The organism is Flavobacterium covae, assembly GCF_001534645.1.
GTDB classification, from domain to species: domain Bacteria; phylum Bacteroidota; class Bacteroidia; order Flavobacteriales; family Flavobacteriaceae; genus Flavobacterium; species Flavobacterium covae.
The window spans coordinates 2,710,527-2,727,423 of sequence record NZ_CP013992.1 but is presented as its reverse complement, the minus strand read 5'-3'; the positions used below and the strand labels follow the sequence as shown (position 1 = coordinate 2,727,423).

Below are 16,897 nucleotides of genomic sequence, written 5' to 3'. Positions count from 1 at the left end.
AAAATTACTTTAATACAGCTTAATACCCAGAAAATTAAGCTGTGCCATAATTATAGCTTATGAATTTTATACAAATGTTTTTTAAAGTGTTTTTAAAGTTTAAATAGTATAAGTTCTGATTTTAAGAAAATTTATTATAAGATATGCTAAAAAACATCTAAAACGATAAAAAAATAAACTCCATTGTCATAAAAGCTCATTGATTACTTTTTATTTTCATATAATTTTTTTAAATTATAAATTGTTATATATCGGCTGAATGAATTTGTAAAAAACACATTTGTAAATAAAAAAATAATAATTAAATTGCATTTAATAAAATAACAAGAATATTATAGTTTAGTGTAATTATTGTAAAATTGTTAGTAAAATAAATAAGTAAATGTTATTATATTCTGTTTTTGTATTTTTAAACTTATGAACATCAGTCGGTCTGTACACGTAGTACAAAAAGGAGACACGCTAAACTCCCTAGCTGAAAAATTTGCTACAAAAGACGAAGCCCATCTTCGAGCATTTCACAACCTATATTGCCCTTTAGAAGACTTATTAGAGACAGAAGTAGCAGCCGGAAAATGGAGTAAAACCTACGACAAAGTAAAAATTTTAGACAAAAAATGCGTTACCCAAATATCCGAATTAAAGTGCAGTACAGGAGGTAAAATAACGATTTTAAAACACGGACAACAAAGTCAAAGCAGTAAAAGCCGAGTAAAAAAAGCCAATCCACGAGAACAACATTTATACAACCCCATTATGAATTTTGAAGAATTTCAAGAAGAAATCAGCAGTAAAAACAACGAAGCTTGGTAATAAAAACACAGATTTATAATGAAAAAAGGCATATCCGCAATATCAGGAGTAACCTCGCCGACAGTAGGCGAAAAATACACCTATCACATATCCGAATGGTACCCTAATACCCCGATATCCGAAAGAGAACAAGCAAAGGTTACCTGGGAATTATTCAAAAAAAGAAGCGATGGTAGATTTACCACCACCCATATTAAGAAAAAAGGAGACAGCAGTTTTACCTTTGGCGAATCCTCAGTAGGAGAGACCTACCGATTAGAAGGATATTTATACCAACCCGAAGGAGGCGGATTAATCATAACCCCCAAAGCCAGCAAAATCCCGAAAATCTGCAAAGTAGACCTAAACTACGTAGACGATAGCAAAGGCAGCGTTTTTAGTTTTACAGAAAAACTACGAGCCAAAGCCCATTGCATAAATATGTTTAACAAAGAAGTCCTATTTACCTTATGGGAAGACGATGCAAAAGGCAGCGGACACAATACAACCAACCAACTCATTGATACCAAAAAAGCAAAAGTAGACCTATACGGAGATGCAGAAGTAGACTTTATGCTAACCAAAGCATTAATGAAAAAAGCCATGGAAGGCGAGACAGACATACGAGAACTAGAATTTTATGTAACAGTAGAATATTACAAAACCAAAAAACACACAACCTCAAACGTAGAAATAAAAAAGTAAAGATTTTCCGGCAGAGCACAAACCAAGGAGTAAAAAAGAAGAGAAAGGAGTATTTAGAAGCATTTCAGAAACCATAGACGAAATATGGGATTGGGCAGAAACCCAAGGAACCGCTCAAAGAGACAAACCCCACACCATTGAAATCCCCGAAGGAAAAAGCCCCGCTGTTATAGGAAAAATGAAGGTGGAGAAAAAAGAGGAAAAGAAAGGAGGGTGCTTTTGTAAACAAGAAGAGAACCAATTTTATTGGAGTGATAAATTAACTTGTGACCAAAGAAAAAAAGTGCTTGAAGTTTGTCAAGAACTTTGGGGAGAAAAAAATAAAAAAGAAAAAGCGAGCCAGCTAATGTCTATAATGTACATTGAGACAAATAAAACATTTAGCCCCTCAGCTGATAATGGTATAGGTTTCTCAGGCTTAATTCAATTTAATGATGCAGCAGCTAAGGGAGTAGGTACAACAAGGGCTGAATTAAAGAAGATGACTTTTATAAAACAAATGGATTATGTAAAAGCTTACTTTATGAAAAGAAAAGATGAGCTAAATACTATGACAGATATGTATTTATTAGTAATGAAACCAAGTGCTGTGGGAAAAGGTAATGATCCTAATTATGCTGTTTTTGATGAAAGCATAAGTGTTCCTGATGGAGATGGTAGTAAAACAAATGCAGCGCAGCGCCAAATAAATATAAATAGAGAACCTTGGGTAACTAAGTATGGATATTCATCAAATCCAAAATTTTTAACAGAAAAAGGAGAAAAAGAAAAACGGAAAAAATGGGTTTACACTAGACAAAAGTATGAAAGTAGACCTGGTTTTATAGGAGGAAAAACAACAATAAAAGAAATTGAACAGGTTTTAAAAGATGAAGGATTTTATTTAGGTAAAAATCATATTTTTAAAGGAAAATGTATTGATGAAAAAGAAATAATTCCTATTAACAATAAAAGGACTCCATGGATGGAAACAGTCATTCAAGAAGCAAAAAATTATGGAGGGAAGAAAGAGAAAACAATTGATTCGAGAATAAAAACTTATCATAAAGAAGGAAGTGGATATGAAGGGAATCATGATGTTGCTTGGTGTTCTTCATTTGTATGTTGGTGTTTAGAACAAAAAGACTACAAATCACCTCATTCTGCTGGTTCAAGAATGTTTCTTACTAGTAAAAGTGTAGAGAAGTGTGATGTTTTTTATGGAGCAATAGCTATTTTTTCTGATTGTGATTCAACTGGGAAAAATATTCAAACCTCTGGGCATGCAACTTTTATCTATGGTAAAATTTCTGATAATAAATATGTCTGTTTGGGTGGTAATCAAGGAGATATGCTTAAAGTCTCTAAGTATGATTGTAGTGGAAATGTTTTTCTATCATGGCAGGATAAAAAAGGAAATAAACATTATAAAGTTTTTAGAGGTTTTTATAAACCAACGGAATATACAATAAAAGATATAGATAAATTAACAGATGATGATAATTTTAGTTCAGCAGATTCAGCAAATGAACAGTTAAGTATTAATATAAAATCTAATAAAAATGGGGAAAGTTCAAGGTAAATATTTATTTATTTTAATAATATCATCATTTATTCTAAATTCATGTAAAAAAGAAAATAATATAAGTACTGAAATAAAAAGTAATGATTTAAGCATCTCAAATTTAGAAAAAAATAATATGAATAAAGTATTAAAAAATCAGTTAGAGGGAGGAGCTTCGTTTGAATATCCTTATGAATATTCTGAAGAGGATTTAGATGTAACAATACCAATATTGAAGGGAATTTTAAAAAAAAATGATTATAAAATCATAGATTCAAATTTATTTAGAGAAAAGATAAAGCAATTTTTTGCCCGAGTTATAGATCCAAATTTAAATACTAGATATCTGTTTGTGAATTTTTTTGAAAGTTGTAATAGAAATTTAAATTTTAAAAGAAATAATCCAGATAATAATGGTTTTTTTATATTGAAGGACGAATTCTTTATAACAAATTTTTATGCACTACCGGAAATTATTGATTATCAAAAAGAATTCCCTAATTCCAATCAAATAGAAGAAAACCCCATTCGAGTTAAAGATGAAGTTGAAGGAGTTGAAATTGAAATAAGCCGTTGGAAGGAAATTAAAGATTTATCCTCTAAAAGAAATAGAAATATAAAATTGACAATTGAAAGAAATAAATATTTATTCAATGACAATAGTGAATCATTTGTATGGTTACAAAAAAACGATAAATACTTTTTAGAATCTTTAGTAAAAACTTTCGGATATGTAAAAGACAAACAACTGTTAGAATTTGTTTTTGACAACCAAAAAATCATAAAAAATTCAAATATTGAAGAAATTAATAAATTATTATGGCATAAAACCTGTGATGAAAAATTAGTTTTTCATAAAGAAACTCTAGACATAATTAATGAAAAAGAAAATAAAAAAGAATATTTTAATTTTTTAAACGATGAATACTTAAGATATATAGACAAAAGTGAGTTGCCTATTTCTGAAAAAGCAGAGATAATTGCCAATATTTTAAATTTTATAGCCTTAAACACTAATGATTATGATCCATTTTCGAATATGGGTTTTTTTGCACAAAACTTTGATGGAGGTAGAAAAACTGAAGGAAAATATTCAAAAGAATTTATAAAACATAATTTTTATAATTTAAAAGACTTTAAAAAACAATGGGAAGAATCGAAAATTGATGGAGACGGAGTAGCTTATCCAGGAAATATTGAGTAATATGAAAACATTATTTTTACATATATCTTTTTTCGTAGTAATTATTTCAAACTATTCGTTTGACTCAGAAAGCAATATTTTAAAATCTGAGCAAAAGGATTTTTATGCTGAAGGACAAGGAAAATACCCTGAGGGATCAGAAAGAGAATTAATATTCTCAGAACTCCAAAAGTTTACAGCATTTGAAATAAGAATTATTAAAAATGAAATTTTCGCTAGACACGGATACATTTTTAAAAGTAAAGATTTAGCAACTTATTTTGGTAAACAAAAATGGTATAAACCTCTTTACAAAGATGTTACAAGTAAATTGGCTAAAATAGAAAGAAGAAATATTTCATTTATTATCGAAAATTTCGAATAAAATAAAATTTATATTTTTAATTCAAACACTCCTTTACAAACTAAAAACCAATTGGGGACATAACTGAGATAGAAGAAGGAAAATGGTAACATTTTCCTTGCCCCACAGGTATATAACCTTAGAAAGAAGACAAGGATTTGTACAGAAAAAGGAGCGATATTACAAAACCAATACACACAACCTCAAACGTAGAAATAAAAAAGTAAAGATTTTCCGGCAGAGCACAAACCAAGGAGTAAAAAAGAAGAGAAAGGAGTATTTAGAAGCATTTCAGAAACCATAGACGAAATATGGGATTGGGCAGAAACCCAAGGAATCGCTCAAAGAGACAAACCCCACACCATTGAAATCCCCGAAGGAAAAAGCCCCGCTGTTATAGGAAAAATGAAGGTGGAATATCCGAAAAACAATACAAAAACCCATTGTATTTGTAAACAGTATGATTTGATATGGGGTAATAAAGTAAGTTGTGATTTTAGAAAGAAAGTTGTTCAAATTTGTGTAGAATTATGGGGAGAAAGTAAGAAAATTGAAATGGCTAATGGGTTAATGGCGGTGATGAGAGTTGAAACAAGAGAAACATTTAAAGCAAATCAACTTGAAGGTTATAAATCATTAATTCCCAAAGAAGATATGGAGATTAAACATTTCCGAAAAAATGGTAAAAGAAAATCTTCAAGAGCAGTTGGATTAATACAATTTACACAAGATGCTTTAGTGGCTTTAGGTGAATATAAAAGCAATAAAAGTTTATCAGTTGAAGAACGTTTTGATGAATTAAATCGTGTTAAACTCAAATTTGCAAAAATGTCTGAATTAGTTCAGCTTGACTATGTAAAGAAATATTTTGAACTTGGAGATGCGCATAAAAAATTCAAATCAGCGGAAGATATATACTTACACGTTTTTGCTCCTAAAGGAGTAGCAAAAGGAGATGATTTTATTCTTTATAGAGAAGGAACAGATGAATATGAATCAAATATAAGTATTGATACCGAAAATAATAGTGATGGTAAAATACAAAGAAAGGAAATTTTAGGTAGATATAAATCCAGTTATAGTTTAGGACAGTCAAACAAAGAAAATAATTTTACTTGTATATCAACTCCAACAATTAAAACTGACTCTAAAGGTATTACAACCTATCATATTTTTAAAGAAGGAAGGATAGAAAAGCAAATACCCAAGCAAATAAAATCTGGTTATGAGAGAAAATATAGATACGTTTACCATGATGAGGACGGAACAGAGCATGAAATCTGCATTTTTGATTTTATTACTGCTGGAGTTTGGGAAAAAGGGAAAAAGACTAAAACCAAAACTGGAGTATGGGAGAAAAGAATTGCTGAGGGTAAAACAAGATATTTCAAAAAAGGAAACGGTACAGTTGAATTACTAAAAATGAAATTACCGCTAAATTACACAGAAGGAAAGGTAAAAATTAAACTAGCTGACAATACTACAAGAGAATATGTAAATCCTAAAGTTTTTGCATCCATTATAGGAGCATTAGCTGAGTGTGCATTTGATGATGTACAAATGAATGGATTTACAACTTCAGATGGTACTGGAGCACCAAGTGTATCCCATATAAATGGTACAGCTGGAGACTTCAGGTATTTAAGAAAAGACAAAAAACTTATTGGCTTAGAAATTAACAATAACCCAACGGAATTAGATGTCACAAGACAAGAAAAATTTATTGAAGCATTAGTTGTAATAGCCACTACTTTACCTGACAGTTGTAAGTTAAATTAAGTTTGTCAGATTGTTTGTTTTTTCAATTCCTGCGGGGCTTTTTCAGATGAAAGAAAAAAATGATTCTGATGCAATTTATTCAAGTTTTTTTCATCTGCCAAATATTTGGTATCTAAAAAAGTTTTTAAAGGAGTTTGTCCATAACAAAACTTACCAGAATGGGGTCTGTTTTGATTGTATTCTATAAGCCAAAGGTCAAGGTCTATTTGAAGTTGTTCAATTGAGTTATAAACTTTTTTTCTAAAAGCTATGGCATAAAATTCATTTTGTATAGTTCTATGAAAACGTTCGCAAATACCATTAGTCTGAGGACTTCTAGCTTTGGTTTTAGTATGATCTATGTCTTCAATAGCTAGATAAAGTTGAAAATCGTGATCTTGTGAACCACAATACTCTGTTCCTCTATCGGTAAGTATTCTAAGTAAAGAAACATCTTGTTCTTGATAAAATGGGAGCACTTTATCATTGAGCATATCTGCTGCTACGAGTGAATTTTTTTGGTCGTATAGTTTTGCAAAAGCAACTTTAGAATAAGTGTCTATGAAAGTTTGTTGGTAAATTCTTCCTACTCCTTTAATTGTGCCAACATAATAGGTGTCTTGTGCTCCCAAATAACCTGGATGAGCGGTTTCTATTTCTCCGTGAGCTTCTTTTTCTTCTTTAGCTTTTTCAATGGCTACGACTTGTGATTCAGTAAGAATCAAACCTTCTTTTGCTACTTTTGTCTCTAAGGCTTTTAATCGCTTTTTAAAGGTCTCTAAATCATTACGAAGCCAAATCGAACGAACTCCTCCAGGAGAAAGTACAATGCCTTCTTTACGCAATTCATTACTCACTCTTTGCTGACCTAGAGCTGGATTATCTGTAGCAATGCTTACTACTTTTTGCTCAATGTAGGGTTCAACACGATTTTTAATAATGGGTTTGCTTCGACTTATTTCTTGAAGTGCTAATTCGCCTCCTGTTTCATATAATTCTTGAAAACGATAAAAACTATCACGACTGTAGCCCATAATCCTACAAGCTTCTGATACATTTTTTAATTTGTTTGCTAAGTTTAATAGTCCAATTTTATTACCTATTATTTTTTGATTTGTTGTCATATTTAATCTTTGTTTAAAATTAATACTTTAATTGGTAACTGTCAGATTAAATATTAACTATTACACATTAGTAAAGTTTGGTTATTCTACTTTCTTAAGTTATAATATAACCCTAGATGGCAAAAATTTCATTCTTAAAAAATGTACTCCATTAGAAGGTCATCATAATCATATACATTTAAATAAAGCAGGTTATAATCCTAAATATAAAGAAACAAAAGAATAAAACTATGAAAAGTAAAAAAATAATTAGTGTAATTATACTAACAATGATATTTTCTTGCAAAGAAAATAATGAAAAAGTCAGTACAGTAAAACTCAAAACAGATTCAATAAAGTCAATAAATACAGAAGTAAAAGATAACCAAAAAAATCCAGTCATTAAAGATAAACTGTTATATTCAAATAATAATATTGAAGTTTATCAAGAAAACACAACTAGAGGAGATGGGGTAGTAGAACTGTCTTTTGAAAACGAACTGAAAATATATAATTTGGACAAAACTTTATTTGGTACTATTTTAAACCAAGATGATTTAGGATATGATTTTAAACTTCCAAGAAAAATTGTTGCTAGATATATAGTTCCTGATTTTGATCAATTTGAATTTGATGCAGAAAACCCTGACAAGACAGACGATTTTATAACTATTTTTATAAATAAAGAACCTAAAAATATAAAAAAAGCAGATATTGATTATGGTTTTATTTCATGGAATGAATATATCATGAAATCAAATTTTAAATGTTTTGATGACAATGCAAATATTTTTAAAGTATTAAAAATAATTGATGCAAACACTGTATTAGCAAAAACAATAAACATTGAAGATTGTGGCGGTGAAAAAATCTCTTCTAAAGATAAGATTGAAAAAGAGATAAAATGGAGAAATAATAACATAATGAATGTTGAATTTTATAATTGTGATTAATATGAAGTTAATTTATTCAGATAGCATAATTGAATCTTATTCTGAAAATAAAATTAATGGTAACGGTGTAATTGGTATTTTTCTGAATGAAAATGAACCTCTAATAATTTATAATCTTGATGGTTCAGAATATGAAATTTTTAAATTATTAGACGACAGCTATACAATGATGTATAATAATGACAAGATAATAGCTAGGAGATTCGTGCCTAATCATGATTTTTTCTATACTCTATTTGATTGTAATCAATTTAATGAAGAGGATGAGTATATCTATATATATGTAAATAATGAACAAAAAAAAATAAAGAAAAATCAATATGATTTTACTTTTCAACCTTGGTCAGAATTTATATCAAATGAATATATAGGTATTTTACCTAATAATCCATTAATAGTAAAATCAGATGATAATTTTTATAAAAGCTATGACTCTATAAACGAAGCCTTTAAAGTTGAAAAAATTGAAGAAGACACTATGTGGTTAAAGAGTACTTCTACAGGTTGCTGTGGTTCCAATAAAGATCTGGAAGGATTTGTTAAATGGAAAGAGGGAAATATGCTATTAATTGACTTAAATATATTTGACTAAATTATGAAATTATTATTACTAAAATTTTTATTATTATTTTCTTTCTACTTTCAACAAAACAATGTTATAACTGGTAGATATGAAATTACCACCGAAGTTAAAAGTGAACAAAAGAACATAAAACTTACTTACTACTTATCATTTAGACCTAATAAAATGATTGTCAGTATAAAATCAAAAGATGTAATGGATTATTGGTGCGAAGGAGTTTATATATTAAAAAAGAGGGGCGATATATTTCAAGGCACAGGACCTTGTTCTGATGAAAACCCCGATAATGATATTTTTATAAAAAAAGTTAGAAATAAAATTTTTATAAGATCTAAATCTTTTGTAAATAAAGATTGGTTAGAAGTTACAGAGTTCATACGAAAATAAATTTTAAAAAGAAGGTTGTATAGAACTATCTTGTAAAATGAATGAAATGATGTTTTATGTAAAATAGATAATGTTTAAAATTTGTCAATATCAACACATAAAAGTAGACTAAGTTATCATCCCCAACCTATTGAAAAAAAAGGATAAGTAAGCAGTATTTGAAATTGAATAGGAACTAGATAAGTATAAACGCATGTAGCAAAGAGAATAATCTGAAGCACGAATATGAAAAATACATTTATTGGGAAAAAAGAAACAAACTTTTAAGTTTGAAAGATTTTCTTTGAGATTAATTAATTCAAGTTGTTAGTTGATATTTATAAAAGACAAAGCAAAGGTTAAGTAATTTTGTTTTGTGAACCAAAAAACAACACCAATGCTTTGCAAAGACAAAATTATATCAATTTTTTGTTTAATTGATGATATTTTAAAAGGAATCGAACATCCAGAAGATATAAGAAGACAGGTTAGTGATAGTGAAATTATTTTAACTGCGATTGTGTCATCAACAAGCTTTTATGGAAATCATAGTTCAGCTATAAAGTTTATGAAACAATATGGATTTATACCAAAGATGCTTGACAAGAGTAGATTTAATAGAAGATTACATAAAATTGGAAGTTTGCTTTATGAGTTATTTGAAATAATAAGTTCATATTTTAAAGATTTATGCTGTGAGATGCAGTATATCATAGATTCATTTCCAGTTGCTGTTTGCAATAATATGAGGATTTCGAACTGCAAAATCCTCAAAGAAGAAAAATGGCGAGATTACACAGCAAGTATGCGAAATTATTTTTATGGAGTTAAAGTACAATTACTTACCACAAAAAATGGAATCCCAATAGCTTTTCATTTTACACCAGGAAAAACAGCAGATGCAAAAGCACTAGGAAAAATGATTGACAAATTACCAGTAGAGGCTTCAATATATGGAGATAGTGCTTATACTGATTATAGTTTAGAGGATGCTGTATATGAAAGAAGATGTATTTCATTAAAAATTCAGCGTAAATCAAATGCTAAAAGAATGGATACTTTAGAACAAAAAAATGAAAAACTAAAAATGAGAAAAAGGGTAGAAACAACAATAAGCGATATTAAAAAAATGTTTCCAAGAACTATACATGCAATAACTTTAGAAGGTTTTCTAATAAAACTTACATTATTTGTCTTTGGCTTGCAATTAAATAAATCAATTAACTAGCAACTTGAATTAGGTAACTTAAAGAATATGTGAAAAACCTCTAAGAACTTTTTATTTTTTAAGAAGAAAAGTTCTTAGAGGTGCTTAAATTGAATTATAACTTATTGTTTTTTACCTTAAAATAGAATAAGATATATTAATTGTTAAAAATAATTAATTATAATTTTGTGAATGTAATTGAACCTTCTTCACCTTTCAATACAACAGAAGATAAATCTTTTGCTATATCTAATCTAGCAGCTCCATAACCACTTTGATTAGTTGCTGGTATCAATATATCGTTGAATTTTTTAATAAACGGAGTTTTTTCAGCAGTATTCATAAATTTTTCAGCTTTAGATAAATAATAGACGTCAAATTTTGGATCAACTGGTAAAAACATTGCTTCAGCATCTTTAAGAATAAAATAATCTTTACTATCTTCAGCAGAAGCTATGCTTATTTTTTTAGGGTTTCCAGGAAGTATCTGTATTCTTAATTTTAGATCTCCTTCTTGATTATAAAAGACCTTGCCAAATAGAGGATCATTTATCAATCTTTGTGAATTTACTTTTACCGATTGAACTGATTTCGGTTCGTTTACTTCATCTTTTGAACATGAAAATAATGAAGAAACTACTACTAAAGTTAAAAAAATTTTTTTCATTTTTTTGAAATTAAATTAATAATAAGTAATTTTAAAGGAAGCTTATTTCTATAAAGGGTGTTTCTAAAAAATATATTTATAAAAAAAGAAATAACCTATTGCTTTATTTTTTATAAAATTTAAAAAGATAATTTTGAAGGTCATCATCATGATTTTACTACATTTCCTAGTTCCTCCCGTTTTTAAGTTTTAAATAACTTCCTTGTTATCTGTTTTACAAATATATATAGTTATTGTTTTAATAAAATGTTAAAAAGAAAAAAAGTATATAACTCTGTTTATTTGTAACTTCAAATGTTTATTTTTTAAAATTATATTAGTTTTTTAACATTATTGTTTTTTTTATTCTTTAAGCTTTATTAAAAATATAAATCCTTATAAAAAAGTAAGTTAAAAACTGAATTTTATTATTAGGGTCGGTTTTTTTTAAGTTGTTATATTTCAGTGTCTTATGTTTAATGGTGTAATTAACGCAATTTGTAATTTTAACTCTTTTTTATGAAATATGAAAATATTCTAGCTCGCGAAAAGAAAACAAAAAGAGTGGTTTGAGTAAAAAATAATGTCTTTTGTTCTCTAATAATTTTGTATTAGCTCTTATTTAGCACTTTTATTAATACTCTTCTTTATTTATATTTTAGGTTATTTATTAAAATATCTAGATATAGAAACGATATTATATAATACATTTTGAAATTATTATAAAATGATTTCTAATGGATTTACTTATATAACCTAAGTTTTTTTGTTATATAAGGATTTATATTTTTAAATATTGTAAAAGTGTTTAATGTCGAAGTTAACGGAAGAATTATGTAAAAAGATGGTTTTATGAATTGTGCTAAAAAGAATAAAAACAAAAAGATATGCCATTTAAACTTAAAATATAGTGGATTAAAAAGTAAAATTCTCGATCTGTTTTTTTATTTTAAAGCAATTCGAACGTAAGAAGGAGTCTCATAATCAATATTATGTGATTTCTCCCTTTGGTCGAAATGATAAGATTGCGAACTTTTTGGGCAATCTCTAGGTTAGAAAAATAGTATTATGAGAAAATTTCAAAGTTTTAATGGTATTATTATAGGATTGTGTTTTAAAAACGTTTTAAAGTATATTTTTGATTTTTTCACATAAAGAAAGAGGTCGCTTAAGCGACCTCTTTCTTTATGTGAAAAAATCTTGTTATGATTTTACAACTAATTTTGTTTTTTTTGTAGGAGATGTTTTGGTAAATGATGGACTTTTAATTTCGCTTAAAACGTTGACAGCCTCATCTATATAAGCATCTCTTGAAATGGCTTCAAACCAATCTTTTCGTTTCTGAGCAAAATTAGGATCTTTTTTCATTAATTCATTTTCATCACCTAAATGATTTATACTTAAGGTGTTTTTGTATTTTGTGATTTCTTTGAATTTTTTTGTTGCTTCTTCTATGTTTTTTTGTTCTGTAATAAATTTATCCATTTTAAGGCTAACTGTGCTTTCGTCTTTTCGTTCATTGATCCATTTTGCATTTTGATCTATTAGCTTAAATTGGGGGTTTTCTACTACTCTTTTTTGACTATTAGCTATTACAGAGCTAAAATTACTTATACTGTTTGTTACTTGGTAATTAGCTGGGTCAATTTTATCCCATTGTAATGCTTTTTTCTCATCTCTTTCTCCTATTTTAATGTAAGTATAGCGATCAGGAAATACAACATCACTTGTAACGCCTTCTAACTGGGTAGAACCGCCATTTACTCGATAGAATTTTTGAGTAGTAGTTTTGAGTGCTCCCATATTAAAATTGAAGTTAAACTTTGTTTTTAATTGATTTAGATCAAAAACATTTTGAACAGTTCCTTTACCAAAAGATTGTTTGCTACCTAGAATTACACCTCTTTTGTAATCTTGTATTGCTGCTGCAAATATTTCTGAAGCAGAAGCTGAAAAATTGTTTTGAAGAACTACTAATGGACCATTCCATTGAACTTTGTTGTTGTGATCAGATAAAACATCTTTTTTATGTCCAGATGATTTAACTTGTACTACAGGACCTTGATCAATAAATAATCCTGTTATATCTACAACTGTTTTTAGAGAACCTCCTCCATTATCTCGTAAATCCATAACAATACCTTCGACACCTGCTTTTTTGAGTTTTAAAACCTCTGTTTCCACATCTTTAGCAGCATCACGATTATCATCATTTTCAAAATCAATGTAGAATTTAGGTAAGTGAATTAAACCGAATTTTCTTCCGTTTTTTTCGATGATACTCGATTTAGCGTATGTTTCTTCTATTTCAACTACATCACGTATTAGACGTATTACTTTTATCGTGCCGTCTGTCTTTTTTACGGTCAAACGCACTTCTGTTCCTTTTGGACCTTTTATTTTTTTTACTACATCATCAAGACGCATTCCAACTACGTCTACGGGTTCACCGTTACCTTGTGCTACTTTTAACACGATGTCACCAGGTTCTAATTCTTTGTTTTTCCATGCAGGTCCTCCCGATATTAATTCTGAAATTTCAGTATTATCGTTCTTTTTTTGTAAACGAGCACCAATGCCTTCTAACTTACCGCTCATACTTATGTCAAATTTTTCTTTTTCATCTGGAGCAAAGTAAAAAGTATGGGGATCAAACTGTGTTACGATTGAATTTAAGTATACTTCAAACCAATCTTCTCGATCTAAGTCACTTATAAAATCAAAATAATCATCTAGGTTTTTTATAGCGGCTTCTCTTGATTCTTTTTCTAATTGTTCAAATGTTTTAACGGAATAATTAGGGTCTTTAGCCTTTTTTTCATCTTCTAATTTTTGTTTGTCAACTATAGAAGCTAGAGTAGAAAGCTTGATTTGTAATCGCCATCTATTTTTTAGCTCATTATAGTTTTTTGAAAATTCAATTTTATCCGAATCAATGTTTATAGATTCATCTATGTTAAAATTGAAGGGTTTATCATTTAATGCTCTGTAAATTACCTTAGCTTCATTCATTCTTTTTTGAAGTCTTTCATACGTAAGATTAAAAAAACTTAGATTTCGAGCGTGTATCATATCATCAATTTCATATTCGAAATTTTTAAACTCACGAATGTCTGATTCAATAAAAAAGCGTTTAGAGGGATCTAGTGCATCAATAAAATTTTCAAATACATTTTTTGAAAAATTGTCATTGATGGTGGCAGGAGTGTAATGGTAGACTTCTAATACGCTAACGATGGCATCTAGTAGAACGCGATCTTTTTCTGGGTCTTCAGTCTTGAATTTTGGTTTAAAACTCCATAATACAGCTGATACTGCTACAGCAAGCAGTAATAATTTGTAATTCTTTTTCATAAATGTCCAGATTGTATCCATATCTAATTACTAAAGTACATAAAAAATTATGCTAATATAAAATTGATCGTATAATTTTTTGTTAAAGCTACAAAATTAGTTGGAACAATTTAAATTCCTTATTTTAGCAAGACTTTTTTATGTTTGAATTAAATGAAAAAACCGCTTATATTAGTAACTAATGATGATGGGATTACAGCTCCTGGCATACGAAATTTAGTAGAAATAGTTAAAGAAATTGGAAATGTAGTCGTAGTAGCTCCTGATAGTCCTCAGAGTGGAATGGGGCACGCAATTACGGTTAATAGTACTTTGCATTTGAATAAGATTTCTGTAGAAGGTGCAGAAGTGTTAGAGTATACAACTTCTGGAACACCTTCAGATTGTGTTAAGATGGCGAAAAATGAAATAATTAATGATACGATTGATTTGTGTGTGTCTGGAATTAATCATGGATCTAATTCTTCTATCAATGTTATTTATTCTGGAACAATGAGTGCGGTAATAGAAGCAGGTATAGAAGGAATTCCCTCGATTGGTTTTTCTTTGTGTGATTTTTCTTGGGATGCTGATTTTAGTGCCGTTAGACCTTACGTACTGAAAATTATTCAACAAGTTTTATATAATGGATTGCCTAAAGGAGTTGTTTTAAATGTTAATTTTCCTAAACTATCAACTCCTGATATAAAAGGAATTAAGATAGGACGCCAAGCGAAAGCTAAATGGGTTGAAAAATTTGATAAAAGACAATCTCCTTTTGGAAAAGATTATTACTGGTTAGCAGGTGAATTTATTTGTGAAGATATAGGAAAGGATACAGATGAATGGGCACTGGCAAATGGATATGTATCTATTGTGCCAATTCAATTTGATTTAACAGCTTATCACGCTATTCAAGAACTCAATAATTGGAAGTGGGATGAGTAAATTTGAATTGTTGAAAGGTACTCTAATAGGTTTTTTAGCTACCTTATTGGGAATTGTTTTATTTTTTAAACTTTTTACTAATTATAGTTTTACGGAAGGAATCGCTCAAATGAAATCATTAGGATACCTAGGTAAAATAATTACTCTAGGAGCTATGCTTAATATGGTGGTTTTTTTTGGATTATTAAAATTAAATAAAGAATTAATGGCTAGAGGCGTGGTGTTAGCTACCTTAATTTTAGCCATTATTACACTTTTTATATAGATGAAGTATTATATTATAGCAGGAGAAGCTTCTGGAGATTTACATGGAGCTAATTTGATTAAATCACTTTATAAGGAAGATTTAAACGCTGAAATCCGTTTTTGGGGAGGTGACTTAATGCAAAAGGCTGGAGGAATTTTAGTAAAACATTATCGTGATTTAGCCTTTATGGGCTTTATAGAAGTGGTAATGAATTTGAACACAATACTCAAAAATCTTAAGTTTTGTAAAACAGATATTTCTAATTTTAGACCCGATGTTATCATTTTTATTGATTATCCAGGGTTTAACATGAGAATTGCCAAATGGGCTAAGAATTTAGGTATAACTACTCATTACTATATCTCACCTCAAATTTGGGCTTGGAAAGAAAATAGAATTCATGCCATAAAAAGAGATGTAGATCAAATGTACGTAATATTGCCTTTTGAAAAAGATTTTTACGAAAAAAAGCACAATTATAAAGTCCATTTTGTAGGACATCCTCTTTTAGATGCAATTAAAAATAGATCAGAAACGAATGAACTTTTATTTCGAGAAGAGTTTAAACTATCATCTAAACCAATTATAGCATTATTACCAGGAAGTAGAAAACAAGAAATTGATAAGATGCTTTCCGAGATGTTAAAAGTAGTAAAATATTTTCCAGATTACCAATTCATAATTGCAGGAGCACCCAGTCAAGAGTTTTCATTTTATGAAAAATTTATAGACGGAGAATCTATTCAGTTTATTTCTAATAGAACCTATGATTTGTTAAGTGTTTCACACGCCGCTTTAGTAACCTCAGGAACGGCTACTTTAGAAACAGCTTTGTTTAAAGTGCCAGAAGTGGTTTTGTATAAGGGAAATGCTATTTCTTATCAAATTGCAAAACGTATCATTACGTTAAAATATATATCCTTGGTAAACCTGATTATGGATGCACCTATAGTAACAGAATTAATACAAGAAGAATGTAATTCGGATAGAATTAAGGAAGAATTAGAGAAAATCTTAGATGGTGACGGGCGAAAAAAAATGCTAACATCTTATAAACAATTAGAAACGATTTTAGGAGGTAGTGGAGCTAGTTTAAAAACAGCCCAGTTAATAATACAAAATATTTCAAAGAAATAAGTTTTGTAATTAAATTTTATAAAAAAACC

At 28.8% G+C, this 16,897-nt stretch carries 17 protein-coding genes; 14 read left to right on the top strand and 3 right to left on the bottom strand.

Features of this window, described 5'->3' with window-relative positions:
• Nucleotides 1-417: 417 nt before the first annotated feature.
• From AWN65_RS12010 to AWN65_RS11985, 6 genes are all read left to right on the top strand, one after another.
• Complete coding sequence (locus AWN65_RS12010) at nt 418-813, top strand: PAAR-like protein (protein WP_060383387.1); 396 nt, start codon at nt 418-420, stop codon at nt 811-813.
• An 18-nt stretch (nt 814-831) separates the two neighbouring features.
• A complete protein-coding gene (locus tag AWN65_RS12005; RefSeq protein ID WP_060383386.1) occupies nt 832-1,497 on the top strand; it encodes a hypothetical protein in 666 nt (221 codons plus the stop codon).
• 178 nt (nt 1,498-1,675) lie between these two features.
• The gene (locus AWN65_RS12000) at nt 1,676-3,058 is read left to right on the top strand and encodes a C40 family peptidase (protein WP_060383385.1); all 1,383 of its coding nucleotides are present in this window, start codon (nt 1,676-1,678) and stop codon (nt 3,056-3,058) included.
• Nucleotides 3,039-4,244 carry a hypothetical protein gene (locus AWN65_RS11995; protein WP_060383384.1) on the top strand — a complete coding sequence of 402 codons (1,206 nt, stop codon included), beginning with the start codon at nt 3,039-3,041 and terminating at the stop codon, nt 4,242-4,244. The genes AWN65_RS12000 and AWN65_RS11995 overlap by 20 nt, the downstream gene beginning before the upstream one ends.
• Nucleotide 4,245: 1 nt before the next feature.
• A complete protein-coding gene (locus AWN65_RS11990; RefSeq protein WP_060383383.1) occupies nt 4,246-4,608 on the top strand; it encodes a YARHG domain-containing protein in 363 nt (120 codons plus the stop codon).
• 384 nt (nt 4,609-4,992) lie between these two features.
• Nucleotides 4,993-6,366: a hypothetical protein gene (locus tag AWN65_RS11985; RefSeq protein WP_145902566.1), complete on the top strand. Its 1,374-nt coding sequence runs from the start codon at nt 4,993-4,995 to the stop codon at nt 6,364-6,366.
• Between the two features lie 5 nt (nt 6,367-6,371).
• On the opposite strand, the gene AWN65_RS11980 is transcribed toward AWN65_RS11985, so the two are convergent.
• Entirely contained in the window at nt 6,372-7,469 is a 1,098-nt protein-coding gene (locus tag AWN65_RS11980; RefSeq protein WP_060382253.1) for an IS481 family transposase, read from the bottom strand.
• Nucleotides 7,470-7,500: 31 nt separating this feature from the next.
• On the opposite strand from AWN65_RS11980, the gene AWN65_RS11975 reads away from it, so the two are divergent.
• The 5 genes from AWN65_RS11975 (at nt 7,501) to AWN65_RS11955 (ending at nt 10,578) form a co-directional block, all read left to right on the top strand.
• Entirely contained in the window at nt 7,501-7,695 is a 195-nt protein-coding gene (locus tag AWN65_RS11975) for a hypothetical protein (protein ID WP_060383381.1), read from the top strand.
• A gap of 4 nt (nt 7,696-7,699) precedes the next feature.
• Nucleotides 7,700-8,401 carry a hypothetical protein gene (locus AWN65_RS11970; RefSeq protein ID WP_060383380.1) on the top strand — a complete coding sequence of 234 codons (702 nt, stop codon included), beginning with the start codon at nt 7,700-7,702 and terminating at the stop codon, nt 8,399-8,401.
• Between the two features lies 1 nt (nt 8,402).
• Nucleotides 8,403-8,993 (top strand): hypothetical protein, encoded by a 591-nt coding sequence (locus AWN65_RS11965; protein ID WP_145902565.1) that lies wholly within the window; start codon nt 8,403-8,405, stop codon nt 8,991-8,993.
• 3 nt (nt 8,994-8,996) lie between these two features.
• Entirely contained in the window at nt 8,997-9,371 is a 375-nt protein-coding gene (locus tag AWN65_RS11960; RefSeq protein ID WP_060383378.1) for a hypothetical protein, read from the top strand.
• A 376-nt stretch (nt 9,372-9,747) separates the two neighbouring features.
• A complete protein-coding gene (locus tag AWN65_RS11955) occupies nt 9,748-10,578 on the top strand; it encodes an IS982 family transposase (protein ID WP_060383377.1) in 831 nt (276 codons plus the stop codon).
• 157 nt (nt 10,579-10,735) lie between these two features.
• Here AWN65_RS11955 and AWN65_RS11950 read toward each other — a convergent pair whose 3' ends face one another.
• Together AWN65_RS11950 and AWN65_RS11945 are read right to left on the bottom strand one after the other, a co-directional pair.
• The gene (locus AWN65_RS11950; protein WP_060383376.1) at nt 10,736-11,224 is read right to left on the bottom strand and encodes a hypothetical protein; all 489 of its coding nucleotides are present in this window, start codon (nt 11,222-11,224) and stop codon (nt 10,736-10,738) included.
• Nucleotides 11,225-12,406: 1,182 nt separating this feature from the next.
• On the bottom strand, nt 12,407-14,578 hold the full coding sequence (locus AWN65_RS11945; RefSeq protein WP_060383375.1) for a carboxy terminal-processing peptidase: 2,172 nt from the start codon (nt 14,576-14,578) through the stop codon (nt 12,407-12,409).
• A 132-nt stretch (nt 14,579-14,710) separates the two neighbouring features.
• Here AWN65_RS11945 and surE point away from each other — a divergent pair, with 132 nt between their 5' ends.
• Genes surE through lpxB form a run of 3 tightly spaced genes read left to right on the top strand, consistent with a single transcriptional unit; the run spans nt 14,711 to nt 16,868 of the window.
• The gene (gene surE / locus AWN65_RS11940) at nt 14,711-15,484 is read left to right on the top strand and encodes a 5'/3'-nucleotidase SurE (RefSeq protein ID WP_060383374.1); all 774 of its coding nucleotides are present in this window, start codon (nt 14,711-14,713) and stop codon (nt 15,482-15,484) included.
• Nucleotides 15,477-15,749: a hypothetical protein gene (locus AWN65_RS11935; RefSeq protein WP_060383373.1), complete on the top strand. Its 273-nt coding sequence runs from the start codon at nt 15,477-15,479 to the stop codon at nt 15,747-15,749. The genes surE and AWN65_RS11935 overlap by 8 nt, the downstream gene beginning before the upstream one ends.
• Nucleotides 15,750-16,868: a lipid-A-disaccharide synthase gene (lpxB, locus tag AWN65_RS11930; protein WP_060383372.1), complete on the top strand. Its 1,119-nt coding sequence runs from the start codon at nt 15,750-15,752 to the stop codon at nt 16,866-16,868.
• Nucleotides 16,869-16,897: the final 29 nt, after the last annotated feature.